General features: G+C 62.3%; 23 protein-coding genes and 1 tRNA gene. 15 read left to right on the top strand and 9 right to left on the bottom strand.

Annotated elements, in window-relative coordinates; translation table 11 throughout:
* Positions 1-54 precede the first annotated feature (54 nt).
* The 7 genes from sufB to AACZ17_RS02600 are packed head-to-tail and all read left to right on the top strand — an operon-like array spanning position 55 to position 6,213.
* Positions 55-1,494, top strand: a complete 1,440-nt coding sequence (gene sufB, locus AACZ17_RS02630; RefSeq protein ID WP_290738661.1) for a Fe-S cluster assembly protein SufB — start codon at positions 55-57, stop codon at positions 1,492-1,494.
* A gap of 50 nt (positions 1,495-1,544) precedes the next feature.
* The gene (gene sufC, locus AACZ17_RS02625) at positions 1,545-2,291 is read left to right on the top strand and encodes a Fe-S cluster assembly ATPase SufC (RefSeq protein ID WP_290738658.1); all 747 of its coding nucleotides are present in this window, start codon (positions 1,545-1,547) and stop codon (positions 2,289-2,291) included.
* Positions 2,291-3,595, top strand: coding sequence for a Fe-S cluster assembly protein SufD (gene sufD / locus AACZ17_RS02620; RefSeq protein ID WP_290738655.1), 1,305 nt, complete (start codon positions 2,291-2,293; stop codon positions 3,593-3,595). The genes sufC and sufD overlap by 1 nt, the downstream gene beginning before the upstream one ends.
* Positions 3,592-4,839, top strand: a complete 1,248-nt coding sequence (locus tag AACZ17_RS02615; RefSeq protein ID WP_290738652.1) for a cysteine desulfurase — start codon at positions 3,592-3,594, stop codon at positions 4,837-4,839. Before sufD ends, AACZ17_RS02615 begins: the two co-directional genes overlap by 4 nt.
* 10 nt (positions 4,840-4,849) lie before the next feature.
* Positions 4,850-5,206, top strand: a complete 357-nt coding sequence (locus AACZ17_RS02610; RefSeq protein ID WP_290738649.1) for an iron-sulfur cluster assembly accessory protein — start codon at positions 4,850-4,852, stop codon at positions 5,204-5,206.
* 14 nt (positions 5,207-5,220) lie between these two features.
* Positions 5,221-5,763, top strand: coding sequence for a putative Fe-S cluster assembly protein SufT (gene sufT / locus AACZ17_RS02605; protein WP_290738647.1), 543 nt, complete (start codon positions 5,221-5,223; stop codon positions 5,761-5,763).
* Between the two features lie 12 nt (positions 5,764-5,775).
* Positions 5,776-6,213 carry a SufE family protein gene (locus AACZ17_RS02600; RefSeq protein WP_290738644.1) on the top strand — a complete coding sequence of 146 codons (438 nt, stop codon included), beginning with the start codon at positions 5,776-5,778 and terminating at the stop codon, positions 6,211-6,213.
* A 47-nt stretch (positions 6,214-6,260) separates the two neighbouring features.
* Here the strand turns inward: AACZ17_RS02600 and AACZ17_RS02595 are convergent, their stop codons facing one another.
* The 8 genes from AACZ17_RS02595 to AACZ17_RS02560 are packed head-to-tail and all read right to left on the bottom strand — an operon-like array spanning position 6,261 to position 17,184.
* Entirely contained in the window at positions 6,261-8,018 is a 1,758-nt protein-coding gene (locus AACZ17_RS02595) for a DUF5666 domain-containing protein (RefSeq protein ID WP_290738641.1), read from the bottom strand.
* Positions 8,015-8,836, bottom strand: a complete 822-nt coding sequence (locus tag AACZ17_RS02590) for a DUF6502 family protein (RefSeq protein WP_290738638.1) — start codon at positions 8,834-8,836, stop codon at positions 8,015-8,017. Before AACZ17_RS02590 ends, AACZ17_RS02595 begins: the two co-directional genes overlap by 4 nt.
* A 32-nt stretch (positions 8,837-8,868) precedes the next feature.
* Complete coding sequence (locus tag AACZ17_RS02585) at positions 8,869-10,239, bottom strand: MFS transporter (protein WP_290738636.1); 1,371 nt, start codon at positions 10,237-10,239, stop codon at positions 8,869-8,871.
* 42 nt (positions 10,240-10,281) lie between these two features.
* A complete protein-coding gene (locus AACZ17_RS02580; RefSeq protein WP_290738634.1) occupies positions 10,282-11,868 on the bottom strand; it encodes an ABC transporter ATP-binding protein in 1,587 nt (528 codons plus the stop codon).
* A gap of 6 nt (positions 11,869-11,874) precedes the next feature.
* Positions 11,875-12,762 carry an ABC transporter permease gene (locus AACZ17_RS02575; RefSeq protein ID WP_290738631.1) on the bottom strand — a complete coding sequence of 296 codons (888 nt, stop codon included), beginning with the start codon at positions 12,760-12,762 and terminating at the stop codon, positions 11,875-11,877.
* Positions 12,763-13,695 carry an ABC transporter permease subunit gene (locus AACZ17_RS02570; RefSeq protein ID WP_290738629.1) on the bottom strand — a complete coding sequence of 311 codons (933 nt, stop codon included), beginning with the start codon at positions 13,693-13,695 and terminating at the stop codon, positions 12,763-12,765.
* Between the two features lie 3 nt (positions 13,696-13,698).
* Positions 13,699-15,342 carry a peptide ABC transporter substrate-binding protein gene (locus AACZ17_RS02565; RefSeq protein ID WP_290738626.1) on the bottom strand — a complete coding sequence of 548 codons (1,644 nt, stop codon included), beginning with the start codon at positions 15,340-15,342 and terminating at the stop codon, positions 13,699-13,701.
* 36 nt (positions 15,343-15,378) lie between these two features.
* Positions 15,379-17,184, bottom strand: a complete 1,806-nt coding sequence (locus AACZ17_RS02560) for a long-chain-acyl-CoA synthetase (protein WP_290738623.1) — start codon at positions 17,182-17,184, stop codon at positions 15,379-15,381.
* Between the two features lie 93 nt (positions 17,185-17,277).
* Here AACZ17_RS02560 and AACZ17_RS02555 point away from each other — a divergent pair, with 93 nt between their 5' ends.
* From AACZ17_RS02555 to AACZ17_RS02545, 3 genes are all read left to right on the top strand, one after another.
* Positions 17,278-18,777: a carboxypeptidase M32 gene (locus AACZ17_RS02555; RefSeq protein ID WP_290738621.1), complete on the top strand. Its 1,500-nt coding sequence runs from the start codon at positions 17,278-17,280 to the stop codon at positions 18,775-18,777.
* Between the two features lie 8 nt (positions 18,778-18,785).
* Positions 18,786-20,159 carry a wax ester/triacylglycerol synthase family O-acyltransferase gene (locus tag AACZ17_RS02550; RefSeq protein ID WP_290738618.1) on the top strand — a complete coding sequence of 458 codons (1,374 nt, stop codon included), beginning with the start codon at positions 18,786-18,788 and terminating at the stop codon, positions 20,157-20,159.
* Positions 20,160-20,216: 57 nt separating this feature from the next.
* A tRNA-Thr gene (locus tag AACZ17_RS02545) sits at positions 20,217-20,292 on the top strand.
* Between the two features lie 194 nt (positions 20,293-20,486).
* On the opposite strand, the gene AACZ17_RS02540 is transcribed toward AACZ17_RS02545, so the two are convergent.
* Complete coding sequence (locus AACZ17_RS02540) at positions 20,487-21,158, bottom strand: SOS response-associated peptidase (protein ID WP_339637671.1); 672 nt, start codon at positions 21,156-21,158, stop codon at positions 20,487-20,489.
* A 194-nt stretch (positions 21,159-21,352) separates the two neighbouring features.
* On the opposite strand from AACZ17_RS02540, the gene AACZ17_RS02535 reads away from it, so the two are divergent.
* The 5 genes from AACZ17_RS02535 to AACZ17_RS02515 form a co-directional block, all read left to right on the top strand.
* Positions 21,353-22,027 carry a DEAD/DEAH box helicase family protein gene (locus tag AACZ17_RS02535; protein ID WP_339637669.1) on the top strand — a complete coding sequence of 225 codons (675 nt, stop codon included), beginning with the start codon at positions 21,353-21,355 and terminating at the stop codon, positions 22,025-22,027.
* 167 nt (positions 22,028-22,194) lie between these two features.
* Positions 22,195-22,542: a hypothetical protein gene (locus AACZ17_RS02530; RefSeq protein WP_144079814.1), complete on the top strand. Its 348-nt coding sequence runs from the start codon at positions 22,195-22,197 to the stop codon at positions 22,540-22,542.
* A gap of 72 nt (positions 22,543-22,614) precedes the next feature.
* A complete protein-coding gene (locus AACZ17_RS02525; RefSeq protein WP_339637665.1) occupies positions 22,615-23,913 on the top strand; it encodes a TolC family protein in 1,299 nt (432 codons plus the stop codon).
* A 23-nt stretch (positions 23,914-23,936) separates the two neighbouring features.
* On the top strand, positions 23,937-25,151 hold the full coding sequence (locus AACZ17_RS02520; protein ID WP_286983841.1) for an efflux RND transporter periplasmic adaptor subunit: 1,215 nt from the start codon (positions 23,937-23,939) through the stop codon (positions 25,149-25,151).
* A gap of 14 nt (positions 25,152-25,165) precedes the next feature.
* A partial coding sequence (locus tag AACZ17_RS02515; protein ID WP_339637660.1) for an efflux RND transporter permease subunit occupies positions 25,166-26,043 on the top strand: 878 nt, incomplete at its 3' end.

Genomic DNA, 26,043 nt, shown 5'->3' with positions numbered 1-26,043 from the left:
ATACACGGAACCACGAGCCACCACTGTCACGCCCGCCAGCACAGGTCACTGATTATGTCGCAGGAACACATCGAACACGCCATACGCAAGGAATATGCGGCGGGCTTCACCACCGACATCGAGTCAGACACCCTGCCGCCGGGCCTGAACGAAGACACCATCCGCTTCATTTCCGGTCGCAAGAACGAGCCTGAGTGGTTGCTCGAATGGCGACTTGAGGCCTATCGCGACTGGCTGAAGATGGCTGAGCCGGCCTGGGCGCACGTGAACTACCCACCGGTCAAGTTCAACGAAATCTCGTATTTCTCCTCGCCGAAGGCGATGAAGGACCGCCCCCAGAGCCTGGACGAGGTCGACCCCCAGCTCATCGAGACCTACAACAAGTTGGGCATTCCGCTGCACGAGCAAGCCGCCCTCGCCGGTGTCGCCGTCGATGCCGTGTTCGACTCGGTATCCGTCACGACGACCTTCCGCGAAAAGCTCTGGGAGGCAGGCGTCATATTCTGTTCCATTTCGGAGGCGGTTCACGACTACCCCGAACTGATCAAGAAGTATCTGGGCAGCGTTGTGCCGCGCAAGGACAACTTCTACGCGGCGCTCAACAGTGCGGTGTTCAGCGACGGTTCCTTCGTCTACATCCCCAAGGGTGTGCGCTGCCCCATGGAACTGTCCACCTACTTCCGCATCAATGAAGCCAACACCGGCCAGTTTGAGCGCACGCTGATCGTTGCCGACGAAGGTAGTCACGTCAGCTACCTTGAGGGTTGCACCGCTCCCATGCGCGACGAGAACCAGCTGCACGCTGCTGTGGTTGAGCTGGTGGCGCTGGATGGCGCGGAGATCAAATACTCCACGGTGCAGAACTGGTACCCGGGGGATGCCGACGGCAAGGGCGGCATCTACAACTTCGTGACCAAACGCGGCGTGGCGCACAGGGACTCGAAGATCTCCTGGACGCAGGTGGAAACCGGTTCTGCCATCACCTGGAAGTACCCCAGCTGCATTCTGCGTGGTGACAACAGCGTCGGCGAGTTTTACTCGGTCGCCCTGACCAACAATGCACAGCAGGCCGACACAGGCACCAAGATGATTCACCTGGGCAAAAATACGCGCTCGACCATCATCTCCAAGGGCATATCGGCGGGCAAGAGTTCCAACGCCTATCGCGGTCTGGTGCGCATGAGCCCGCGGGCGGAGGGTGCGCGCAACTATACCCAGTGCGACTCGCTGCTGATTGGTGACCGTTGTGCGGCGCATACGTTTCCCTACATCGAGAGCCGCAACCCTTCGGCGGTCGTCGAGCACGAGGCAACGACCTCCAAGGTAAGCGATGACCAGCTGTACCTGTGCCAGCAGCGCGGCCTCGACGCAGAAAAGGCGGTCTCCATGATCGTCAATGGCTTCTGCAAGGAAGTCTTCAGGGAACTGCCCATGGAGTTTGCCATGGAAGCGGGCAAGCTGCTGGAAGTGAGCCTGGAAGGTTCTGTCGGTTAAACCCATGACTAGTGTGCGGCGCCGCTGCCGCACTTCGGAGCAAGAAGACCATGTTGAAGATCGACAACCTGCACGCCAGTGTAGAAAATAAAGCCATTCTGAAGGGCCTGGACCTCGCCGTCGGCGCTGGCGAGGTCCATGCGATCATGGGGCCCAATGGTTCGGGCAAGAGCACGCTGGGCCACGTACTGGCGGGTCGCCCCGGCTACACGGTTACGGCGGGCAGCGCACAGCTGCTGGGTCAGGATCTGTTGACACTCGACACTGAGGAGCGGGCACACCTCGGCCTGTTCCTCGCCTACCAGTACCCGGTGGAGATTCCGGGCGTCAGCAACATGGAATTCCTCAAGGCCTCCGTGGATGCCGTGCGTGAACACCGCAACGAGCCGGCGCTGGACAGTGTGTCTTTCATGAAGCAGGCCCGCGAGGCCTGCAAGGCCGTGAACCTGGACCAGGCGTTCCTCAAGCGCGGCGTCAACGAGGGCTTTTCCGGCGGCGAGAAGAAACGCAACGAACTGATGCAGATGATGCTGCTGGCACCAAAGCTCTGCATCATGGACGAAACCGACAGCGGGCTGGATATCGACGCCCTGCAGGTGGTCGCCGATGGCATCAACGCCATGCGCAGCCCGGACCGCAGCTTTATTCTGGTAACGCATTACCAGCGCCTGCTCAATTTCATCAAGCCGGATCGGGTGCACGTGCTCTCAGGCGGGCGTATCGTCAAATCCGGCGATCATTCACTGGCACTGGAACTCGAGGAACGCGGCTACGCCTGGCTGGAGGATGTCGCCTGATGAATGACTTCATGCAGCAGGCGCTGGCGGCTGCCGCGCGCTCAGCGCCACCCTGGCTGGAACCACTGCAGGCGCGCGGTCGTGAAGCGTGGAGCAAGACGTCATTGCCTACACGCAAGACCGAGGCGTGGAAGTACACCAGCCTGCAGGCGCTGCAGAAAACCTTCAGCGCAGCGCCCACACAGTCCGCCGGATCGCCGCTTGGGGATGTACCGCTGCCTGAACTGTCAGGCCCTACCCTGGTGTTTACCGACGGCCACTATCGGGCAGACTTGTCCACCACGGAGCTCCCTGCCGGTTTAAGGCTGGTGCGCTTTGCTGACGCCACCAGCGACCAGGCCGAGCGCATTGCTGCGGCCCTGGGCAGCGCCATCCTGCCGGGGCGTCACGTGTTCGCGCCGTTGAATGACGCCACGCTGACTGACGGCGTGTTTATGGACGTGCCGGCAAACACCCGCATCGAGACACCCGTGCACATCGCCTGGCTGACCACGGGGCAGCACGAGTCCATCAGTGTGACCCAGCGCCTGCTGGTCTGCCTTGGGGAAAACAGCGGCGCCACGCTTGTCGAGTCCTTCGCCAACACAGCCACCGGCGGCACCGCCTTCACCAACGGGCTGACCGAGCTGTTGATCGGCCGCGGGGCACAGCTGAACCACTACCGGCTGCACCTTGAGCAGGGCGACGTGGTGCACATCGGCGGCGTCCACGCCCGTCAGGAGGCGGACAGCGTGCTGAACGGTTTTCACCTCGCACTGGGCAGCGCGCTGAAACGCATAGATCTGGTGGTCAACCAGCAGGGGCCCGGAGCGCACTGTGCCGTGGACGGCCTGTACCTGCCGCGCGGCACCGAAACGGTGGATTACCACACCTGCATCGAACACGCCGTGCCCCACTGCACCAGCCGGGAGCGCTTCCGCGGCATCATCGCTGATGAGGCCAGCGCCGTATTCAACGGGCGCATTCACATTCATCCGCAGGCGCAGAAAACCCGTGCGGAATTGAGCAACAAAAACCTGCTCACCAGCAACAAGGCGGAAATCAACACCAAGCCGGAGCTGGAAATCTACGCCGATGATGTACAGTGCGCCCACGGTGCCACGGTGGCCCAGCTTGACCCCTTGACTCTGCACTACCTGCGCACCCGGGGCGTGCCGCGTGATGAAGCCGAGGTGATGCTCAGTTACGGCTTTATCAACGAACTGGTGGAAGCCGTGGAGCAGGCCGAACTGCAGGCCTTCCTGAAACCCCTGCTGGCCCACCGCTTTGCGCGGGATTCACGCCTGACGAGGCATATCCTGTGAGCTCTCCTGCCACGGTCACAGCCGTCGAATTTGACCCCCAGATACTGCGCCAGGATTTTCCGATCCTGCAGCAGTCCGTGAATGCTGCCCCGCTGGTCTACCTCGACAACGCCGCAACCACGCAAAAACCGGAAGCGGTGATTGAGGCGATCGGCAATTACTACCGCCGCGACAACGCCAATGTACACCGCGGTGTACACACCCTGAGCGACCGGGCCACGGTGGCGTTTGAGGGCGCGCGTGAAACAGTGGCGCGCTTTATCAACAGCCCTGGCAGCCACCAGGTCATTTGGACGCGCGGCGCCACCGAGGCCATCAATCTGGTCGCCTACAGTTGGGGTCGCAACCAGCTGCGCGCTGGTGACCGTATTCTGGTTTCTTACCTTGAGCACCACTCGAACATCGTACCCTGGCAGCTGGTAGCCGCCGCCACCGGCGCCGAAGTCGTCCCGATTCCCATTACCGAAGCGGGCGATATCGATCTGGAGGCACTTGCGGGCCTGCTGGATGAACGCGTCAAACTGGTTGCGGTCAACCACGTCTCCAATGCCTTGGGCACCATCAACCCGGTGGCGGAGATCAGCCGCATGGCGCACGCCGCCGGCGCGAAAATTCTGGTGGATGGCGCCCAGGCGATTGCGCACATGGCGGTGGATGTGCAGTCCATCGGCTGCGACTTTTACGTCTTCTCGGCGCACAAGCTGTTTGGACCCACCGGTATCGGCGTGCTCTGGGGTCGGGAGGCCCTGCTGGAAGACATGCCGCCCTTCCTCGGCGGTGGCGAGATGATCGAGACAGTCAGTTTCAGCGGCAGCACCTGGAACACGCTGCCCTTCAAGTTCGAGGCCGGCACGCCCAACATTGCCGGCGCGATCGGGCTGGCCGCCGCCATCGACTATCTCGCGGGCATTGATATCGAAGCCGCTGCGGCGCATGAGGTGAACCTGCTGCAACACTCCCTGACACTCGCCGCGCAAGTCGACGGCCTGCGCCGCATCGGCTGCCCTGCACACGCTGTTGGCATCTTCAGCTTTGTCCTCGAGGGCGTGCATCCCTCCGACCTCGGGATGCTGCTGGATGAACAGGGGATCGCCGTGCGCACCGGCCACCACTGCACGCAGCCACTGATGGCCCACTATCAGCTGCCGGGCACCGTGCGCGCCTCCTATTCACTGTACAATACCGTGGATGATGTCGAGCGACTGTTCGCCGGTATCCACAAGGCAAAACGGCTCTTTGGCTAGAAGGTTATTTATGAGCGTTGAAACGTTTGACGTGAACACCGATGCCCTGCAGGTTACGCCGGCAGCGGCTGCCTACCTGAAGAAACAGCTCGGCCAGTCGGGCAAGCGGGCGCTGCGCATCAGCGTCCGGGAGAGCGGCTGTACCGGCTTCATGTACGTCATGGACGAAGTGGACAGCGGCCAGGAGGGCGATCTGGCCCTGCATCCGGATGCGGAGCTGGCGATTTTCGTGGACCGCGCCTCCCTGCCCGTTCTGCAGGGCACCCGGCTGGATTTCGAAAAGGAAGGCCTGAACCGTACCATCAAGTTCCACAATCCCAACGTCACTGCTGCCTGCGGCTGCGGCGAAAGCTTCAGCATCAGCTGATCCGCGGAGTCTGCATGAGCGCCCAGGAAAGAACACTGTTGACCACCCAGCGTGACTGCCCGGGCAGGCTGGTGCCCGTTGGCGATCCGGTGACCATCCCGGCGCATACCTTCGTGACGCTGACCCAGGCGCTGGGCGGCAATTACACGGTCATTCACAACGGCAATATGGTGCGCGTCGACGGCACCGATGCCGACGCGCTGGGGCTGACACCACAGCGGCTGGACTTTACCCCGCCGGCCGATGGCCGCATCGACGAGGCACAGGTGTGGGAGGCACTGGGTACCGTATATGACCCGGAGGTCCCGGTCGACCTGGTCAATCTGGGGCTGATCTACAGCGTCGAGATCGACCAGGAGAGCGGCCGTGTCGCAATCAGCATGACACTCACCGCGCCAGGCTGCGGTATGGGCCCGGTGCTGGTGGGGGACGTCAAGTACCGCGTGTCGCAGGTGCCGCATGTCAAAAAAGTCGATGTGGACCTGGTCTTCGATCCGCCCTGGAGCCGCGACATGATGTCTGAGGAAGCCCAACTCGAAACCGGCATGTTCTACTAGGGAGACTTCACCGTGCCAGACCCGGCGCCCGCCAATCCGTTTGGCCACAGCATCACCAGCAATGACATCGTAGACACCCTCGCGTTCTTCGATGACTGGGAGGACCGCTACAAGTACATCATCGACCTGGGCCGCGAACTCCCGGACATGCCGCCGGCACTGCGCACCGAGGAACGCAAGATCCGTGGCTGTCAGAGCCAGGTGTGGATTGATGCACAGCTGGAACAGGGTCGCCTGCAGCTGTCAGTCGACAGTGACGCCTTTATCGTCAAGGGCCTGCTCGGCGTCGTGCTGGCGGCCTACAACAACAAGACGCCCGAGGAAGTGCGGGCGTTCGATATCGACGCCTATTTCGAACAGCTGGACCTGCTGCGTCACCTGTCTCCCACACGGGGTAACGGGCTGCGGGCCATGGTCGCCCGGATCCGCCAGATCGCCGGCGCGGGTTGAGGTCGACGCGGGCGCCCTGAACAGGCGCTCGCGCAGACCGCACCGCCTTAGTCGTCCTCTTCGGTGAGATCGTCTTCCTCAAGCTCATCCTCAGGCGTGAGGTCGTCGTCTTCGGAGTCGTCGGGATCATCATCCTCGTCCGTGAGATCGTCGTCGTCCGTCAGATCGTCATCGTCCGTCAGGTCATCCTCGTCGCTGTCGTCATCGCCGGAGGTGAGGGGGTCGTCGTCCAGGAAATCGTCACAGCCCTCGCTGGAGTCATCCGTAGAATCGCCATCCTCAGAGTCGTCATCCCCGAAGCAGGCGAACTCACGCTCACCCGCCAGGGCCACCAGATCTTCAAACTCCACTTCATCCGCGATCCCATCGGCGACGGGGTCATCGCTGACCTTGACCAGATCACCGGGCTGCACATTGGCAAAAAACAGGTCGGCATCAATATCGACGTCATCCCTGCCTTCAAACTCGGCACCTGAAGTGCTGTAGGTCAGGCCCAGAATGGTGATGCTCTCGCCCGCCACAAAGCTGTCTACCGGCCCCTGCAGCGACTGCTCGTTCTCGTCATCATCCCGCTCCACTGTTGTCGCTACCAGGCGGTCACCATCGAGATAGGCCTCCACCTCCAGGTAATCACCCGGCACGAGGTCGCCGATACGCAGGATACTGGCACGATCAGAGTCGTCGTCCAGCCGTGTGCTCTGCGACAGGGTCACGGCAACTGAGCCGGGCACCAGTTGCAGGGTGAGGGTGCCGGCCTCGACGTCAACCGCACCCAGCGGGCCCTCCACCTTGATGCGTCCACGGCGTGACGCGATACGGCTTGCCACCAGCCGGCCCTGCTCCCAGACCCCGTTTATCTGCACCACTGCGCCATTGCCCAGCACCAGACCCGCGGGTTGCAGGGTCGCGGCGCTGGCGTCGACGTCAACCCCTCCCACGCGGAAGCTGGCGGGACTCTGGTATCCCGTAATGGCACCCTGTACCTGCACAGCCGCACCCTCCGCGAAGCGGTTGCCGACGCTTTCATCCAACTCGATGCGCGTCGCAGTGAGCACGCCTTCTGTGAGTGTGCCGCGCACCTCCACCAACTGCCCTTCACTCAATGTGGCGCCACCAAAATCCTCCAGAGCGGCCTCACTGGCATCCACGCTCACATCACCGAGCATGAACTGGTTTCCGCTGAGCGCCGTGACGCGGCCTCGCAGCTCCACCTGGGATTGACCGGCGACGAACCGCCCTTCCCGCTCAACCCGGGTTGCCCGCAGACTCTCGCCGCGGCCCGTGAAGCCGGAAACTTCCACGACATCGTCGAGCGCCAGCGTATCGAACGTGACATCATCAAACACGGTACCCAGGCGTTCGACGATCACGTTGATGCCAAGAATAGTCAGCAGTTTTGCATCGCCGTCGGCAGAGACTTCAATGCCGGATATCGGCCCCTTCAGTTCATTGTCATAAATCACGCGCTCCGCGGTGCCGCTGGTGCCGCTGTCATCCACTTCCCCGGTCACCAGCACCACCATGCCCAGGCGCAGGGCATCGTCATCGCGCACTTCGCCATTGACGATGACTTCGGCGTCGTCGGTCTCGAAGCGCACACCGTTGACAAAGATACTGCCGAAGCCATCAATCGACCCGCTACTGGTTGTGCTTGAACCGGAGCCACCTATGCCACCGCCCGATGTGGGTGGGACACTGACGGCTGCACTGAGGAGATCGCCACCGCCACCTCCACCGCAGGCAGAGAGCACCAGAGCCAAAGCGCTGGACGTGACGAAGGGACGCGGTACGAAAGTGTGTTTCATGGCAACTGCTCCTGTTCAGGGAGTTCAATGTAGTAGATGCCAACAGCAACATAGCGGGGTGCCTCTGCGCCCTCTGTCGTGTCGTCAACCTGATGCTGGTTCAGCCAGGCGTTGTAGTCTTCGAGCAACGCCTGGGACTTGCGGTTCGACAGCGCACGAAACTCCGCAGCCGCCGCGCCGCCGATGGAGGCGTTGGACACCTTGCGCTGGAAAAAGCGGTCTGTCGCGGGGGCTTCCAGGTTGTGGCCAATGGTGTAGACCAGTTCACCCACATCCCTGCCGAGGATGTTGAGCTTTTCCAGCGACGTCGCCATCGGAATGTAGGCACGTTCCACGAGAAGTGCCCTGCCCTCGTGGACCTGGACGTTAGCACTGGCTTCCAGGATAGCGAGCATGGCTGCCGCCGGAACGTCACCGCTGTAACGGCGTGTGAGTTCGGCGAAGCTCGCCTCGGCACCCTCCAGCGGCAACGCCGCGGGCTGACCGGCGGCATCGTGAAAATCGGTGTCGTTGACCCAGCCGCTGATCACCCGGATCGCACGGTTGTAGCGCTGGCTCGCACCCGCGCTGACGGGCGCATCGTCTTCACGCAGCCGGCTGATTTCCTTGCGGGTCATACCCGTGAGAGCTGACACGCTGGAGACCGTTGCGCGTTTGCCGCTGCGGGCGGCGAGCGCGAAGCCCTCATCCGCAAAGGCCCGCCTGGCCAGCTCGGCAAACGCGCCGTAGGCCATGCCGTGTGAGAGCAGCACGCGGGCAAGGGGGCGCAAGATACGCAGTACCGCTGCCGCCAGAATGTCATGTATTGGCATATCCATATTTGGGAATTTATTCCCAAATATGGATCGCGTCAAGCCTGTTTTTGCATTTCTTCTGAAATCGCCTGGCGATAGCCGGACAGGCCCTGCAGCACCAGCGCTATCGCCAGCGGACACACCAGCACCGGCAACAGCGCCAGGGCATAGCGCAGGTCGAGGTCATTGCCGAACAGAAAGTCGGTGAGCATCGCCACCGCACTGGGGCCAAAGGCGAGCCCGAACAGGTTGGTGAAAAACAGCATCAGTGCCGATACCTGTGCCCGCATGCGATTGGGGGTCATGAACTGGACGGCGGCCACGCCGACGCCAAAGTGCGCATTGAGGAAAAACACGATGGGTGCCGCCCACCAGATTGCCTGCTCGGGGGTGCTGCTCAACGGCCCCGCGATGGCCGGCACCATCCACAGTGCGGCGACCAGCAGCACAATGCGCAGCGGCGCATCTGCGTACCCCCGGCGCCGCAGCGGCTCCACGGACCACCCCCCGGCCAACGCACCCAGACTCCCCGCAATCAGGAACATCAGGCCAAACTGGCTGCCCGTCTCGGCCCGGGGCATGGCGAAGCTGCGCATCAGGAATTCCGGATACCAGGCCATGGTGCCGTAGCCGAGGATACTGAGCACGGACGCTGCCCCGATGGGCGCAAGATAGCCCCGCGCGTGCGCCCGCAGGTGGCGGAAGATGGCACCCAGACCCGGTGTAGAGGGCTCCACCACCGCCGAGCCTGCAACGGCAACAGCCCCACCGCGGCGCGCCGGCTCCGGCAGAAAACCCAGCAACACGGCGAGCAACAGGCCCGGTGCGCCCACCGCGATAAAGGTCATCTGCCAGGGTCGCATCTCGCCCAGCAGCGGGAGTGTCACCGGCTCGCTCTGCGCAAACCAGGCGTACACCGCGCCGCCGACGACGTAGGCGAGCCCCCCTCCCAGCGTGATCCCCAGGCTGTACACCGCGAGGGCACGTGCCAGTTTTTCCCGGGGAAAGAGATCCCCCAGCATGGAATAGGCCGAAGGTGACAGGGTGGCTTCGCCGATGCCCACGCCCACGCGCGCGAGGAAGAGGCCTCCAAAGCTGCGTGCCGCACCACAGAGGCAGGTCATCACGCTCCAGGCGACCAGGCCCGAGGTGATGATCCATTTGCGGCTGTGACGGTCGGCAAGTCGGGCAATCGGCAGGCCCATGACGATATAGAACATGGAAAACGCAAAGCCGTGCAGCAAACTGTACTGGAAATCGCTGATGGCGAAATCGGCGCGGATCGGCCCGATCAGCACGGCCATGACATTGCGATCGATGAAGGACAGGATATAGGCCAGCAACAGCAGCACGAGCGCGTAGTTGGCGGTGCCCGCGGCCGGATAGTCCGCTGCGGCGCCCTCGCCCGTCGGCTGCGGCGCCGTCACAGTGCCGGTGACCCGTCGCAGCGCTGCCGGCTGATGTATCGCTTACAGCAGTCCACGCCCGGGAATGGCCTGCAGCAGCTGACGGGTGTATTCCTCACGCGGGCTGTTGAACAGGGCATCACCGGTACCCTGCTCTACCACACGCCCCTTGTACAGCACGAGTATGCGGTCGGCGATGTGGCGCACCACCGCAAGGTCGTGCGAAACAAACAGCATGGTCAGGCCGTACTCACGACCCAGCTCCAGCATGAGTTCAAGGATCTGCGCCTGTATGGTCACATCCAGTGCAGACACCGGCTCATCGGCCACCACGAACTCGGGGCGGGTTGCCAGGGCTCGACCGATGGCGATGCGCTGCCGCTGTCCGCCGGAAAACTCGTGCGGGTACTTGCGCACGAAAGCGCGGGCGAGGCCGACATCATCCATCAGGCGCAGGACACCCTGCTCCACCGTCTTGCGTGATTCAATACCGTGCAGGAGCAGGGGTTCGGCCAGGGTGTCATAGACCGACATGCGCGGGTTCAGAGACGCATACGGGTCCTGGAATATCATCTGCATGCGCCGCCGCATCTGCTTCAGGGCGGCACCCTGCAGACTGGTCACATCGGTGCCGTCAAACAGCACTTCACCGCGAGTCACCGGCACCAGGCGCAGCAGCGAGCGGCCGATGGTGGACTTGCCGCTGCCCGACTCCCCCACCAGACCCAGCACCTCACCGCGCTGTACAGTGAAGCTGACATCATCGACGGCACGTAGGGGCTCCGACCCGCGCCCCTGGGAAAACCAGGTGCAGAGGTTGCGCACCTGGATCAGGTCGTCGCGGGGCAACTCGCCGGGCGCCTTGCTGCCCGCGGGAATCGCCGCCAGCAGTTTCCGGGTATAGGGATGTTCAGCGGCCTCAAAAATCGCCTGCCGGTCGCCCCGCTCCACCACGTGGCCCTTTTCCATCACCACAATTTCATCGGCGATGTCAGCGACCACCGACAGGTCGTGGCTGATGAAGATAACGCCGATGTCGCGCTTGCGCTGCAATTCGGCGATCAGCCCCAGGATCTGCGCCTGTATGGTGACATCCAGTGCGGTGGTCGGCTCGTCAGCTATCAGCAGCTTGGGTTCATTGATCAGCGCCATGGCGATCATCACCCGCTGGCGCATGCCCCCGGAGAACTGGTGGGGGTACTGGTCTATCGTCGACTCGGGGTCGCGCAGGCCCACCTCCGCCAGCAGTTCCAGCGCTCGCGCGCGCGCCTGCTGCCGCGTCACCTTGCGGTGATACAGCAACGGCTCCATCAGCTGGTTGCCCACCGTCATGTAGGGGTTGAGGCAGGTCATCGGGTCCTGGAAGATCATCGCAATATCGCGGCCACGGATCTGCCGCAATTCCCGCTCACTCAACTGCAGCAGATCGCGCCCGTCAAACACGGCGCTGCCGCTTTCGATACTGGCGGGGGGCACTGGCAGGAGACCCAGCAGGCTGTAACAGGCCACGGACTTGCCCGAACCCGACTCGCCAATAATGGCGGTGATCTTGCCGGCCTCGACATCAAAGCCGATGCGGTTGACCGCCGTGACACGCCCGTTGCGCGTCGTGAAATCCACCTGCAGGTCGCGGACACTGAGCAAAGGCATAAGCGATCAGTCTCCAGAACCGCGCACGTCCAGCGCATCACGCAGGCCGTCGCCAAGGAAGTTCAAAGCAAACAGGGTGAGCGTCAGCGCGGCACCCGGGAATATCAGTAACCATGGGTACTCCTCCATGGTCTCGGCGCCGTAGGATATCAGCAGGCCCCAGGAGGTCGCCGGCGGTTGCACACCGAGCCCGAGAAAGCTGAGGAAGGCCTCCAGCAGCATGACGCTGGGTATGGTCAGGGTGGTGTAGACGATAATCGGCCCCAGCGCATTAGGCACCAGGTGGCGGCGCACAATGGTGGCGGGCGACAGCCCCAGGGACACCGCAGCCTCCACAAACTCCTGCTGCCGCAATGACTGCACCTGACCGCGCATGATGCGCGCCATGGTCAGCCACTCCACCGCACCGATGGCCAGAAACAGCAAGAGCAGGTTGCGACCGAAGACCACCATCAACAGCACGATGAAAATCATGAAGGGCAGCGCGTACAGGATGTCCACCAGACGCATCATGACCGCATCCACGCGCCCGCCCACATACCCGGCGACCGCGCCCCAGGTGACGCCGATGACCAGCGCAACCGCGGTGGCGACGAAACCCACGGCCAGGGAAATACGCCCGCCGTACATGATCTGGGTCAGCAGGTCGCGGCCGAAGATATCAGTGCCCAGCCAGTGCTCCGCAGAGGGCGGGGAGGCGCCCAGATCCAGATTCTGCGCATCGTAGGCATAGGGTGCCAACCACGGGGTCAACAGGGCGATCAGGATGAACGCCGTGAGCACGGCAAGCCCGAACAACGCCAGCCGGTTCTTGCGCAGCCTGCGCCAGGCATCCTTCCACAGGGACGTGCCCTGCTCTGCCTGTGCCACGCTGGTGAGGTTCGCCGCCGTCATTCAGGCCTCCCCGTACTGCGCACGCAAGCGGGGGTTCAGCCACGCCGCGAGGATGTCAGACAACAGGTTGAACAACACGATCAGCGTCGACAGAAACACCGTGGTACCCAGAATCATGGTGTAGTCACGGTTGAACGCGGCCTGCACGTAGAAGCGGCCCAGCCCGGGAATCTGGAAAATGGTTTCCACCACAAACGATCCGGCCAGCAAGCCGGCGAAGGCGGGGCCGAGAAAGGCGACGACGGGAATCAGGCCACCGCGCAGCGCATGACGCGTCACCACCTGCCACTCGGGCAACCCCTTGGCGCGTGCCGTGCGAATATAGTCCTGTGACATCACCTCCAGCATGCCCGCGCGGCTCAGCCGCGCGATATAGGCCGCGTAGGCAGCCCCCAGCGTAAGGCTTGGCAGAATCTTGTCGCCCGGAATGTCACCCCAACCCGCCACCGGCAACCATTCCAGGTGGATGCCAAACAGCAGCACCAGCAGCGGCCCGAGCAGGAACGTCGGCATGCAGATGCCGATCATGGCCACGGACATGGGTATGTAGTCCTGGGCGCTATTCGGCTTCAGCGAAGCAACCACACCCGCCAGCCCACCCAGCACAACCGCAACCAGCAAGGCATACGCGCCAAGTTCGGCTGTCGCCGGCAGTCCCGCCGCTATCAATTCATTGACGCTGCGCCCCGGGTATTTGAAGGAGGGGCCCAGCTCACCTTGCGCGAGATCCCCCAGGTAGGCCAGATACTGCTGGCCCAGGGGGAGGTCGAGCCGGTACTGCGCCTCAAGCGCCGCCTTGACTTCGGGTATGACCGCTTTTTCACTGTCGAAGGGGCCGCCGGGTGCGATACGCACCAGAAAAAACGTGACGGTGATTACCGCAAGAATCACCGGTATTGCCTGCAACAGGCGCCCTACCACAAACCGCCACATAGGCTACTCCAGTTCGAACTCGGTCAGCGGTACATCCTCGAGATAAATGTACTTTACGTTGATGAAATCCATCAGGTTGGCAGGCAGCCCTTTTACCGAGGGGTGCACCAGGTGTTTGCTGGCGTAGGTGTAGATGGGAATGATCGGCATCTGCTCCATGAGGCGCGTCTCCGCTTCATGGAACAGTGCGAAGCGCTCCTCCTGGGTGGCGGCCCGCGGCGCGCGCTGCAGAATCAGGTCGTCGTAGACCGGGTCCGCAATGCCCGTGTTGTTGTTGCCACCCTCGGTGATGTACAGGTCGAGAAAGTTGTTGGGGTCCACATAATCACCAATCCAGCCGCGCCGCGCTACCTGGAAATTCATTTCGGACACTGAATCCAGGTAGACCTTCCACTCCTGGTTGGAGAGCGTGACCTTGATGTTGAGCACATCTTTCCACATCTGCTGCAGGGCTACGGCGATCTTGCGGTGACTTTCACTGGTGTTGTAGATGAGCTCCAGGCCGGGCCAGCCGTCACCGTCCGGATACCCGGCCTCGGCGAGCAGACGGCGCGCTTCCGCCGGATCGTAGGAAAACAACTGCGGTGGCTGGTAGCCCAGTGTGCCCGGGGGCGTGATGGCGTACGCCGGGTTATTGCTGCCGTACAGCACGTTGCGGGTAATCGCCTCGCGATCAACCGCCAGCGACAAGGCCTTGCGCACCCGCACGTCATCCAGCGGCGGTCGCTCGGTATTCAGCAGGTAAAAATAGGTACCCAGATAGGGCGCTTCGACAAACGGGGTGTTGGGCAGGCTGCGGTAGGCGGGAATCTTGTTCAGCGGCACATCGCCCGTGTAGTGCAGCTGGTTGACGCGGAACATGCGCTCCTCGCTGACCGCATTCTCTGTCGGGTAGAACACGATGCCGTTCAGGCGCACCGTGTCATTGTCCCAGTAGTGCGGATTGCGCTCCACAACGATGCGCCGGTTGAGCTCCCAGTCCTTGAGCTGGAACGGACCATTGCTCACGATGTTACCGACGCGGGTCCAGCGGGTAAAACGGTCTGTCGCCTTGCCAAAGCGTTCGACCGTCTCACGGTGCACGGCAAAGCTCGAATAGTGGTCCATGAGCTGCAGAAAATACGGTGTTGGCGCGTTGAGCGTCACCTCCAGCGTCATGTCATCTAGCGCGCGCACGCCGAGCAGCTCCGGGTCGTCAATCTTGCCGGTCGCGTAGGCCTCGGCGTTTTTCACCGGGTACAGCATGTAGGCGTACAGGTTGCCCATTGCCGGGTCCAGCGCGCGCCGCCAGGACCAGACAAAATCGTGCGCAGTGACCGGGTCGCCGTTTGACCAGCGGCCCTCGGGCTGCATATGGAACGTAATGACCCGGCGATCCTCACTGAACTCCCAACTCGCGGCCGCGCCGGGCTCGGGCTCCAGCGTCCAGGGGTTTTTTCGGGTGAGCCCCTCAAAGAGCGCGTCGATGATCTTGCTCTCGGGCACGCCGGTCACCACATGGGGATCCAGACCCTGGGGTTCAGAGCCATTACCAAAGTGGAGGATCCCGTCGCGGTTACCCTGAGCCACATTGGACTCACCGGCACTGCAGGCAAGCAGCAGCGCGGACAGCAGGCAGCAGGTAACAACACGGGCATAGTTTTGCATAGACGCGAACATAGCCTGTTTACCCGGTCAATGCCATCAGTAACCGGCCGTGCCCTGGACAATCTGCGCGTGGAAAGCGGCGTCCAGCGGCTCGTAGCGCGATGACCCCGGCTTCAGCACGCACAGCGTATCGGCGACCAGCGCCGGGTCATAGCCCTGCTTGCGCAGTTCGCCCTTGAGCAGTTTGAAGGTGCCGGTGGTATCAATCTCACGCTGGATGCGAATGAACAGCGGCCGTGCATAGTGCGGCAGCTCAGTCTGCACATGCGTCGAAAAACTATCCAGGTCCAGCCTCTCCACACCCTCCTCCAGACGCAGCGATGCCATGCCGGCACGCCCGTCGGTGCCGGGCACCTGAACCCCGTACACATTGCTCAACGCGACCTGGGGGTGCAGGTTGAGAATTTCACCCACCTCGTTGGTCGAGACGTTCTCTCCTTTCCAGCGGAACGTGTCCCCGATGCGGTCCACAAACTGGTAGTGCGGCAAGCCGAGGGCGAAACCTACGTCCACCGTCCGCATGAGGTCCCCCGTGTTGAACCAGGCATCGCCCGGTTTCAGCACATCGCGCAGTATCTTCTTTTCCGTCGCGTCAGCACTGGTGTAGCCCTCAAACCTGGTGTGCGGGGTGATTTTTCCCAGCAGCAGGCCGGGCTCGCCTGCGGTCACCGGCTGACAGCGCCCCGCGGCATCGCGCACCACCTCGTCGCGGTCCACGTCGTATTGGATCAGCGCCGTAGGCAACGCCGAGGTGCCGACCGTGCAATCCTTGTTCAACAGGTTGAAAAAGCCCACGTTGCCCTCGCTAGACCCGTAAAACTCGGCCACCCGCCGAATCCCGAAGCGCTGCTTGAAGTTGTGCCAGATATCCGGACGCAGACCGTTGCCCACCACGGCACGCAGCGGGTTGTCCGCATCATCCGCCTGCGCCGGCACGTGAAGCAGATAACGGCACAACTCACCGATATAAACGAACGTCGTGGTGCGATACTCACGAACTTCCGGCAGAAACTGGCTGGCGGAGAACTTGCGCCGGATGAACATGCTGGCTCCGGCCAGAAACGCAGCCCCCGCACCCACCATCAAGCCGGTACCGTGAAACAGCGGCAGACACAGGTACAGTCGGTCATCCTCGGTGAGCTGCAGGCCACCCACCTGGACAACGCTGGCTGTGAGGAGGTAGCGCCGATTGGACAACACGGCAGCCTTGGGCAGGCCGGTGGTGCCGGAGGTAAAAATATAGAACGCGGTGTCATCAATCACGATATCCGCCGTCTCCGGCGGATTCTCCGCGTCCGCCTCGGCAGCCGCAGCCGCCATGTCCAGCGCCCAGGGTGGCGCGGCGCGCGTACCCGCGTCCGGCACGAACAGGTAGTCGCCGTCTGCCAGCGAAAGCGTATCGCGCACATCGCTCACGGCGTCCAAGCACTCCTCGCCAAACAGGAACTTGCGGGCGTTGGTGATCTCCGCGCAGTGGGTCAGGGGGCGCCCGGTCAGACTGGTGTTGATCAGGGAGGCAATGACACCCAGCTTATTGAGCGCGATAACTACCACCATAAAGGCGATGCGATTCTCCATGAGCACGCTCACCGCATCGCCGCGCTTCAGGCCCTGGGCGCGAAACACAGCAGCATAGCGATTTGCTTCCGCGTTGAATTGCTGCCAGTCCAGGGTCTGCCCTTCACAGATAAAGGCCGAGCGTCGCGGTATGCGCGCCGCATTGGCGGCAACGCGAGCACCCAGGCAATCGCGCGTGTCGCCAGGGCGGGGACGCAGCAATTTCTTCACCTTGATCAAATTGGGAAGTTCGGCGAGAGTGGTCAACACGTCTTTTTTTATCACTACAGGGCTCCACGCTGTTTCGCACGCAGTATGATACCTTGAACCGGAAAAATTGAAACCAAAACCGCCTGCGACACCAACAGGACTACCGCCATGACACCCTACGACAAGCTGCACAAACACTTTGCTCGACTCAATGATCTGTACCACGTGGGCGCGATTGCGCAGTGGGATGAAGCCGCCATGATGCCGACCGGTGGCGGCGACGCGCGCGGACAGGCGCTGGCGACGCTGGATGGCATCACACACCAGATGCTCACTGACCCGCAACTGGGCGAATGGCTGGCAGCGGCGGAAACCGCAACACTGGCACCCTGGCAGGCCGCCAACCTGCGCGAAATGCACCGCAGCTACCGCGATGCCACCTGTGTCCCGGAAAGCCTCGTGGAACGCCGGGCACTGGCCAACAGCCGCTGCGAGCAGGCCTGGCGTGTGCATCGCGCGGAAAATAACTGGCAAGCCATGGCGCCGCTGCTGGAAGAGGTTGTCGCGCTGGCCCGGGAGGAGGCCGCCGCGCGCTCAGCCGTGAACGGCATGTCCCTCTACGGCAGCCTGGTGGACAGCTACGAACCCGGTATGACCTGCGCGCAGCTGGACCCACTGTTTGCCGAACTGAAAGCCTTCCTGCCCGGCCTGCTGGACGCGGTAATTGAAAAACAAGCGCGGCATCCGGCTGTGCTGCCCGAAGGCCCCTTCCCGATCGAGGAACAGCGCGCGCTCGGCCTGGAGATGATGCGCACGCTGGGCTTCGACTTCGAGCACGGGCGGCTGGATGTCAGCCACCACCCCTTCTGTGGCGGCGTGCCCAGTGATGTGCGCATCACCACCCGTTACGAAACCGAGGGCTTCACCCAGGCCTTGATGGGCGTCATCCACGAAACGGGGCACGCCCTGTACGAACAGGGGCTGCCGGCGCAATGGCGATCCCAACCCGTGGGGCAGGCCCTCAGCACCGCCATGCACGAAAGCCAGTCGCTGCTGATGGAGATGCAGGCCTGCCGCAGCCGGGAGTTCCTGCACTTTCTCACACCCCACCTGCAACGCTGTTTTTCGACGGCCAGCGCAGGCAGCACAACGTGGCAGGAGGACAATCTGTACCGGCTGTTCACACGGGTAAACCGCGGTTACATCCGCGTGTACGCGGACGAAGTAAGCTATCCGCTGCACGTCATTCTGCGCTATGAGATCGAGCGCGAGCTGATTGAGGGCACGCTGGATGTCGCCGGCATACCGGATGCATGGGACACGCGCATGCAGGCCTACCTGGGACTGTCCACAGCCGGTAACTACAGGGATGGGTGCCTGCAGGATGTGCACTGGCCGGCCGGCCTGTTCGGCTATTTTCCCACCTACACGCTGGGAGCGATGAGTGCAGCGCAGCTCTTTGCCGCAGCGCGCCGGTCGCTGCCCGAACTGCCCGCGCAGCTGGCGGAGGGCAATTTCTGCGCCCTGCTGGGCTGGCTGCGTGAACAGGTCCACAGCCAGGGCAAATTTCTCGACTACAACGCGCTCATGCAGCAAGCGACCGGCAGCCCGTTGCAGTCATCCTGGTTCCGCGCGCATCTGGAGGCGCGCTACCTGGAAGGAGGCTGAACACGCCAATGACCCGATTAAGCGCCCAGGACGCCGGATTTCTTCGCATCGAAACGCCGCGCTGCCCTTTCCACGTTGCTGCCTTGATGGTGCTGCGCCCCCCGGAAGGCGCTGCCGGGAACTTCCTGCGCAAACTGGCCCGGGACTGTGGTCGGCTCAACGAGATTCTGCCCGCGTTCAACAGGCAGCTGTCGGACCCTGAGAACATCTCCGGCGCGCACTGGGAGGAAGCCACCCACTACTGCCCCGAAAACCACGTGTTCCACTATGCCCTGCCGCAACCCGGGCGCATGCAGGACCTGCTGCAGTTGGTGACCCGCGCACATGAGAGGCGCCTGGACCGTCACCGCCCGCTGTGGGAACTGCACATCATCGAGGGGCTTCCCGGCGGTCGCTTTGCAATGTACTGCAAGACCCATCATGCGCTGGTTGATGGCATCGGCGCCATGCGCATGATCCAGAGCCTGTTCAGCACGGATCCGGCGGGCCGTATCGACTTCCGTCAGGTGCGGCGTGAACAGGGCCACCGGCATAGTCACCACAGCCTGTTCGAACAGCTGGGCCGCGTTGCCAGAAGCACTATCAAGCAGTATCGCGCCCTGCCGCAGCTGTCGCGGCTGCTGCTGCACATGGGGGAAGATATCCTCAGTGGCAACGTGGAGGGCATGCGACTGCCCTTCACCGCCCCCCGCACCCTGTTCAATACCGAGTTGGAGGCCCGGCGTAGCCTGACCATCTGTGATCTGCCACTGGGCACCGTGCGTCGCCTGGCAAAGCAGAGTGGCGGCACCGTCAACGATGTGTTGCTGGCGATCTGCGGTGGCGCCCTGCGCCGGTACCTCAAGGCACAGAATGCGTTACCGAAGAGTTCGCTGATTGTGGGCATGCCGGTGTCGCTGAAGTCTGCGCAGGGTGCCGACGGCAACCGCCTGAGCTACATCCTGAGCCCGTTCTTCACCAGCGAGAGCAACGACGCCAAACGCCTGCAGCGGGTTGTCCGCACGACCCGCGCTGCCAAACGGGAGATGGCGGCGATGTCAGTAACGGCGGCAGAAGACTTTTACGCGCTGCTGATGTTACCTGCGGTGTTGCTCACCTTAAGCGGCAACGTCGAGCGCGTGCGGCCGGCAATCAACGCCATCTTTTCCAATGTTCCCGGGGCGAGGACACCACTCTACCTGAACGGCGCACGCCTCGAGGCACTCTACCCGCTGTCGATCATCACCCACGGCATGGGCCTGAACATCACGGTGGTGAGCCATGCCGGGAAGCTGTGTTTCGGTATCGCCGGCTGCCCGGCGCGGCAGGCGGCCATTGATGAGCTGCCCGGACATATCCGCGCCAGCTATAACGCGCTGCGAAAGGAGATGGCAGGGCGGTAGCTGTTCGAGAAAAAACTTGCGGCCGCCCGCGCCCCTTTTGCTATAATCGCGGCCCCCGCCGGTGTAGCTCAGTTGGTAGAGCAGCGCATTCGTAATGCGAAGGTCGTAGGTTCGACTCCTATCTCCGGCACCACTATATCAATAAAATCAATTAGTTAGACGTTATTCGTGATCTATCCCTATATAGATCCCCACTAAGCGAAAGTGGTGCATCAACGCTCCCAGTAGCCGCGTCCCCGCCCTCATCCTAAACTCAGCCCACGGAGCCGATAGACGCAGACTGGCTCGCCGGCTGGACCACAGCGGCCGACAAGTCCACTACACCCCTCACCTACTCTCAAGCCACACTACCTCCCCAACTGGCTCCAGCAGTGCCGCATCCTTGTTCCGGGAATTGCCAATACTCGACGCCAGCGGCTGCAGGGCCAACGGGAATTTCAGTTCCGCACGAACTAGCGGATCATCGGGTGGTATCTCCTCGGCATTGTCCAGCCAGCGGACGCACTCCTCCAGCGACAGCATCACTGGCATGCGCGAATGCCAGGGCTGGAACTCTGGGGCAGCTTCTGTGGTGACCAGGGTGCAGGACAGCAAGGGGGCCGGCTGGCCTCGCCAGACATCCCACAGTGCCGCCACGGCCAGGGAGCTGTCTTTGTTGGTGATCAACCACGGCTGCTTGTGGCCTTGATCTGTACGCCACTCAATAAAGCTACTCATGGGGACGATGCCGCGCTGACTCTTGAAAGGACCGCGGAATGCCGGGCTTTGGGCCAGCGACTCGGCGCGGGCATTGAACATGCTGTATTTCGTGCTGACCTCTCTTGCCCATGAGGGGGTGAGCCACCAGCGGGCCAATTCCCCCTGCCCGTCGTGAAGCAGCAGCACATCTTCGGTGGGCGCGACGTTGTAGCGGGGCGGTGGTAAGCGTACATCGATGCCCAGAGAATCCAGCAGGTTCTGGAGGCCGGGCATCTCGGTAACGTTGAAACGGCCACACATCGAGCCTGTCTCCGGCAGGACTATGTCCCTGAGTGTAGCCAATCTGATTCCGAGCCGGTGATTTTCCTGCAAGTCGTGGAGCGTACCTGGATCACGATCACCACACGGCATGTTTTGGACCCATTCGTCGTGGGTGTTATAGTCCAGCCAACAACGAAAAGCCCCGATGAATGGACGAGCAGGCTGTCTCAGGCATGGATAAGAAGCAATTCAGCGAGAGGGACATCTGCACCAAGTTCATCACACCCTCGCTGATCCAGGCGGGCTGGAACCTCCAGACCCAGATCCGCGAAGAGGTCACTTTTACCGCCGGCCGCGTTATCGTCCGCGGTCGCCTGCACTCCCGAGGCAAGCAGCGGCGTGCCGACTATGTGCTGAACTACCAGCAGAACCAGCCCATCGCGGTGATAGAGGCCAAGGACAATAGCCACAGCCTAGGCGATGGGATGCAGCAGGCCCTGGCCTACAGCGATGCCCTGGATGTGCCCTTCGTCTTCAGCAGCAACGGCGACGGCTTCCTCTTCCACGACCGCACCGGCCTGGGGCCTGTCACCGAAACCACCCTTAGCCTGGACGAGTTTCCCTCCCCGGTGTACCTGTGGGAGCGTTACTGCCAATACAAGGGCGTCGCCGGCGCGGCACGCGCGGTGGTCGAGCAGCCCTACTACGACGACGGCAGCGGCCGGGCGCCCCGCTACTACCAGGCGGTGGCCATCAATCGCACCGTGGAGGCCGTGGCCCGCGGGCAGGACCGTATCCTGTTGGTCATGGCCACCGGCACCGGCAAAACCTACACTGCCTTCCAGATCATCTGGCGGCTGTGGAAGTCGCGGCAGGCGTCATTATCGGTCTGTGGCTATCCGCTATAGCGGTATCAATCTATCTATGGGGATATTGATGACGCAATTTAATTATCGCCTCCACTTGATTTGCTCAGGCCACCCCACGACGGACTCACCTAACGCCATGGGAGTCCAGTCCTTTCTATGCGGTTGCCTTTCTGCTAGGCTCTTGCTCACATTATTGGACCGCCTGCATGATTAAACGCTGTTTCATAGTCGCAATGACGCTGTTGATTGCTTTGCAGTCGATGGCATCTATTGCCTATGAGGCACAGCCGCACAACCCTGCAATGCCACATCATGATGAGCATTCACACGAATCAGCGGATTTTTTCAGCGAAAATCAGGCAACCAAGTCGTCTCCCGACAGCCCCAATCATTCAGCGGACCATTGCCATCACAGCCATAGCTGCTTCCACATGGTGTTGCTGGGAACCCTCACCAACACTTCCGGCTTGACTGCGGGAATAGTACTGTCCGACTACCAAGTCAACTTCACCACCGGGGTTCAATCCTCCCTTTTCCGCCCTCCTATCGTCTGATCCTGCGAATACCTTCCCCACCCGGGGAACTGTCATCTAGACTTTCGTAGGAGCAGTCTTATGCTTTTCAGAATGCCCGTAAAAAACGGGCGGCGCGCAATGCCGTGCCACTTTATTGTCCATGCTTTTTGCCTCTTAGCGCTGGCATTCGGTTCTGCCCTGGCCCATGCCGGTGACAAACCGCTCACTCTGTCCGAGGCCCTCTCGCGGGCCATGGCGGCAAACCCCGGCCTCCAGGTCTTCGATTTTCGCCTTCAGGGCCTTGAGGGTCGCCGCGTTACGGCAGATCAAAATCCTGCCCTGGAGGCCGGCCTGGAAGTGGAAAACTTCCTCGGCAGCGACAATCTGGAAGGGGTCGACGGGGCGGAGTACACCCTGTCCTTGTCATCGGCTCTCGAACTTGGCGGCAAGCGTCAGGCCCGCGTGAGCGTGGTTAACTCACGATACGGGCGGGTCGAGGTCGAGCGCCGGGCCGAGACCCTGAATCTCTTGGGACAGGCGACCCAGCGTTTTGTCGCCACCCTGGCCCTGCAGGAAAAACTCCAACTAGCCGCTGAAGCCGTGGCGCTGGCCGAGGCCACCCACGAGATCGTCACCCGACGTGCCGACCGCGGCGCAGCGCCGCAGGCCGAAGTCCTGCGCGCCAGGGCCGCGCTCACCCAGAGTCGTATTGAGCAGGCCCGTCGGCAAACCGAATTCGCGAGCCGGAAAATGGCTTTGGCTTCCCTGTGGGGCGATACCAGCCCGGACTTCCAAATGCTGGAAGGCGATCTGTTCCAGTTCGGTTCCTCCGACAACTTCGATGCCCTGTACCAGCGGGTCAGCGCCAGCCCAGCCATTCAAATCTACGCCAGCGAACAGCGTATCCGCGAAGCGGAGATTCAGCTGGCGCGCAGCCAGTCCGAGAGCGACATCCGTTGGCAGGTCGGCATCCGGCGCTTCGAAGAGACGGATGATACGGCCTTGACCGCTGGGCTTTCGGTACCGCTCTTTTCCGGACGGCGCAATCGCGGCGAGGTGCAGGCCGCCCTGGCGGCGCGGGATGAGGTCCGATTCCGCCGGGAGGATACCCTGCTGCGCCTCCATTCGCGCCTCTTCGATGCCTACCATTTGCGACAACAAAGTATTGAGGCTGTTGAGCAGATTCGCAGCCAAATGCTTCCCGACCTGACCGATGCACTCACTCAGACCCGCCAAGCCTATGAAAACGGCCGCTACAGCTATGTGGAGTGGACCGCCGCACAGCGTGAGCTGCTCTCAGCACGGGAGGTACTGGTCGACGCCGCGACCACGGCGCTACTCAACCAGGCGTTGATCGAACAACTTACGGCGCAGCCACTCGCGACTACTCCGAGCGCCCCGGCGCGCTAACCCACGAATTCAGGACTCACACCATGCAACTGATAAAACAACTCTGTCTGATTCTGGTGGCCAGCTGCCTTGCCGTCAGTCCCTTGCACGCTGCCGAGGAACAACAGGGCGAATCGCAGGCCGAGGCTAAAGGGCCTCACGGCGGCATACTGCTGCAACAGAACGACGCCACCGTCGAACTGCAAATCTTTGAGCAGGGCGTTCCCCCGGAATACCGGGCCTGGGTCACCAGGGATGGCCGCGCCGTTACCGATGCTATTGACCTCAATGTCCAGCTCACCCGCCTGGGCGGGCAAGTGGACACATTCGACTTCGCCTACCGGGGGGACTACTGGCTGGGAGATGGCGTGGTGATCGAGCCCCACTCCTTCGACGTGGAAGTGACCCTCGCGATGGACGGCAAGAACTACAGCTGGCTCTGGGAATCCCATGAAGGTCGCACCCGGATTGCCCCGGCTATCGCCCAAAAAGCGGGTATCACAACGGCCGCAGCCGGGCCGGGTGCCATCGAGCGTAGCCTCACCACCTACGGCAGCCTGGCCACGGCACCGCAGCAGATTGCCCGGATCCGCGCCCGTTTCCCGGGCGTGGTCAGTCAGGTGAAGGTCAATCTGGGCGATCGAGTCGAACGTGGTGACGTACTCGCTCAAGTCGAGTCCAACGAAAGCCTGCAAACCTACGCACTGCGAGCGCCCATCGATGGGATCGTCATTGAGCGCCGGATCAGTAACGGGGAAATGGCCGGGGAGCAACCCCTATTCGCCATTGCCGATTTGACCACTCTGTGGGCCGAACTCAAGGTCTTCCCTGGCCAGCGGGCCGAGGTTGCCATTGGCCAGAAAGCCCGCCTGAAGGCTGACGGCATCGCGCGGGAAGGCGCCATCCGCCACCTGCTGCCGGCACCCGGCAACGCGCCCTACACCCTGGCCCGGGTCGAAGTCGACAACGCCAAAGGCCTGTTGATCCCGGGTTTGCTGGTGGCCGGAGAGATCGTGGTGGAAACGGTGGAGGCCCCGTTGGTGGTTGACAACCGCGCCCTGCAATCCTTCCGGGACTGGACCGTGGTGTTTATTCAGGTGGATGACACCTACGAGATCCGCCCACTGGAGCTGGGCCGCAGCGACGGCAACCTGACTGAGGTGCTGGGAGGCCTACAGGCAGGCGATCGCTATGTGGTGGAAAACAGTTATTTGATCAAGGCCGATATCGAAAAATCCGGCGCATCCCACGACCACTAACCCAGGAGGCTATGATGATAAATGCCATCTTACGCTTCTCGGTAGAGCGGCGGTTTTTAACGTTATCCCTTATTCTGGTGCTGGTCGGCGTGGGCGTGTGGAGTTTTCAGCGCCTGCCCATCGACGCGGTGCCGGATATCACCAATGTCCAGGTGCAGATCAACACCGAGGCACCGGGCTATTCGCCTCTGGAGGCAGAGCAACGCATCACCTTCCCGGTGGAAACGGCTTTGTACGGCCTGCCCAACCTGTCCTATACCCGGTCCCTGTCCCGCTACGGCCTGTCCCAGGTGACGGTGGTGTTCGAAGAAGGCACGGATATCTACTTCGCCCGCAATCTGATCAATGAGCGACTGGGCGCCATCAAGGGCGCGCTGCCCCCCGGGCTGGAGCCGGAGATGGGTCCCATCGCCACCGGCCTTGGCGAGATCTTCATGTACACCGTAGAAGCCCTGCCCGGCGCCACTCAAGCGGATGGCAGTCCGCTGGACGCTACGGCGCTGCGGGAGATCCAGGATTGGATCATCAAGCCGCAGCTGGCCCAGGTGCCCGGTGTCATCGAGGTCAACACCATAGGCGGCTACGACAAGCAGTACCACGTCACGCCGTCGCCCCAACGGTTGCTGGAGTTCGGCATCACGGTGGATGAACTGGTCAGCGCCCTGCGGGACAATAACACCAATCGCGGCGCCGGCTATATCGAACGCAACGGCCAACAGCTGTTGGTGCGCTCGCCCGGGCAGCTGGCCACCATTGGCGATATTGAACAGGTGGTGATTGCCAACCGGGATGGTGCGCCAGTCCGGGTAGCCGATGTAGCTGACGTGGCCATTGGCAAGGAGCTGCGCACCGGCGCCGCCACCCGCGACGGCAAGGAAACGGTGATGGGCAC

The sequence above is a fragment of the uncultured Haliea sp. genome (genome assembly GCF_963973825.1).
Lineage (GTDB): Bacteria > Pseudomonadota > Gammaproteobacteria > Pseudomonadales > Halieaceae > Haliea.
This window is presented reverse-complemented; position numbering and strand designations above follow the sequence as displayed.

Bases quoted from the DNA above. Each gene is read 5' to 3' on its own strand.
- sufB (WP_290738661.1), top strand. From the start codon at position 55: ATGTCGCAGGAACACATCGAACACGCCATACGCAAGGAATATGCGGCG.
- sufC (WP_290738658.1), top strand. From the start codon at position 1,545: ATGTTGAAGATCGACAACCTGCACGCCAGTGTAGAAAATAAAGCCATT.
- sufD (WP_290738655.1), top strand. From the start codon at position 2,291: ATGAATGACTTCATGCAGCAGGCGCTGGCGGCTGCCGCGCGCTCAGCG.
- AACZ17_RS02610 (WP_290738649.1), top strand. From the start codon at position 4,850: ATGAGCGTTGAAACGTTTGACGTGAACACCGATGCCCTGCAGGTTACG.
- sufT (WP_290738647.1), top strand. From the start codon at position 5,221: ATGAGCGCCCAGGAAAGAACACTGTTGACCACCCAGCGTGACTGCCCG.
- AACZ17_RS02595 (WP_290738641.1), bottom strand. From the start codon at position 8,018: ATGAAACACACTTTCGTACCGCGTCCCTTCGTCACGTCCAGCGCTTTG.
- AACZ17_RS02590 (WP_290738638.1), bottom strand. From the start codon at position 8,836: ATGGATATGCCAATACATGACATTCTGGCGGCAGCGGTACTGCGTATC.
- AACZ17_RS02580 (WP_290738634.1), bottom strand. From the start codon at position 11,868: ATGCCTTTGCTCAGTGTCCGCGACCTGCAGGTGGATTTCACGACGCGC.
- AACZ17_RS02575 (WP_290738631.1), bottom strand. From the start codon at position 12,762: ATGACGGCGGCGAACCTCACCAGCGTGGCACAGGCAGAGCAGGGCACG.
- AACZ17_RS02570 (WP_290738629.1), bottom strand. From the start codon at position 13,695: ATGTGGCGGTTTGTGGTAGGGCGCCTGTTGCAGGCAATACCGGTGATT.
- AACZ17_RS02565 (WP_290738626.1), bottom strand. From the start codon at position 15,342: ATGCAAAACTATGCCCGTGTTGTTACCTGCTGCCTGCTGTCCGCGCTG.
- AACZ17_RS02555 (WP_290738621.1), top strand. From the start codon at position 17,278: ATGACACCCTACGACAAGCTGCACAAACACTTTGCTCGACTCAATGAT.
- AACZ17_RS02550 (WP_290738618.1), top strand. From the start codon at position 18,786: ATGACCCGATTAAGCGCCCAGGACGCCGGATTTCTTCGCATCGAAACG.
- AACZ17_RS02540 (WP_339637671.1), bottom strand. From the start codon at position 21,158: ATGTGTGGCCGTTTCAACGTTACCGAGATGCCCGGCCTCCAGAACCTG.
- AACZ17_RS02535 (WP_339637669.1), top strand. From the start codon at position 21,353: ATGGATAAGAAGCAATTCAGCGAGAGGGACATCTGCACCAAGTTCATC.
- AACZ17_RS02530 (WP_144079814.1), top strand. From the start codon at position 22,195: ATGATTAAACGCTGTTTCATAGTCGCAATGACGCTGTTGATTGCTTTG.
- AACZ17_RS02525 (WP_339637665.1), top strand. From the start codon at position 22,615: ATGCCCGTAAAAAACGGGCGGCGCGCAATGCCGTGCCACTTTATTGTC.
- AACZ17_RS02520 (WP_286983841.1), top strand. From the start codon at position 23,937: ATGCAACTGATAAAACAACTCTGTCTGATTCTGGTGGCCAGCTGCCTT.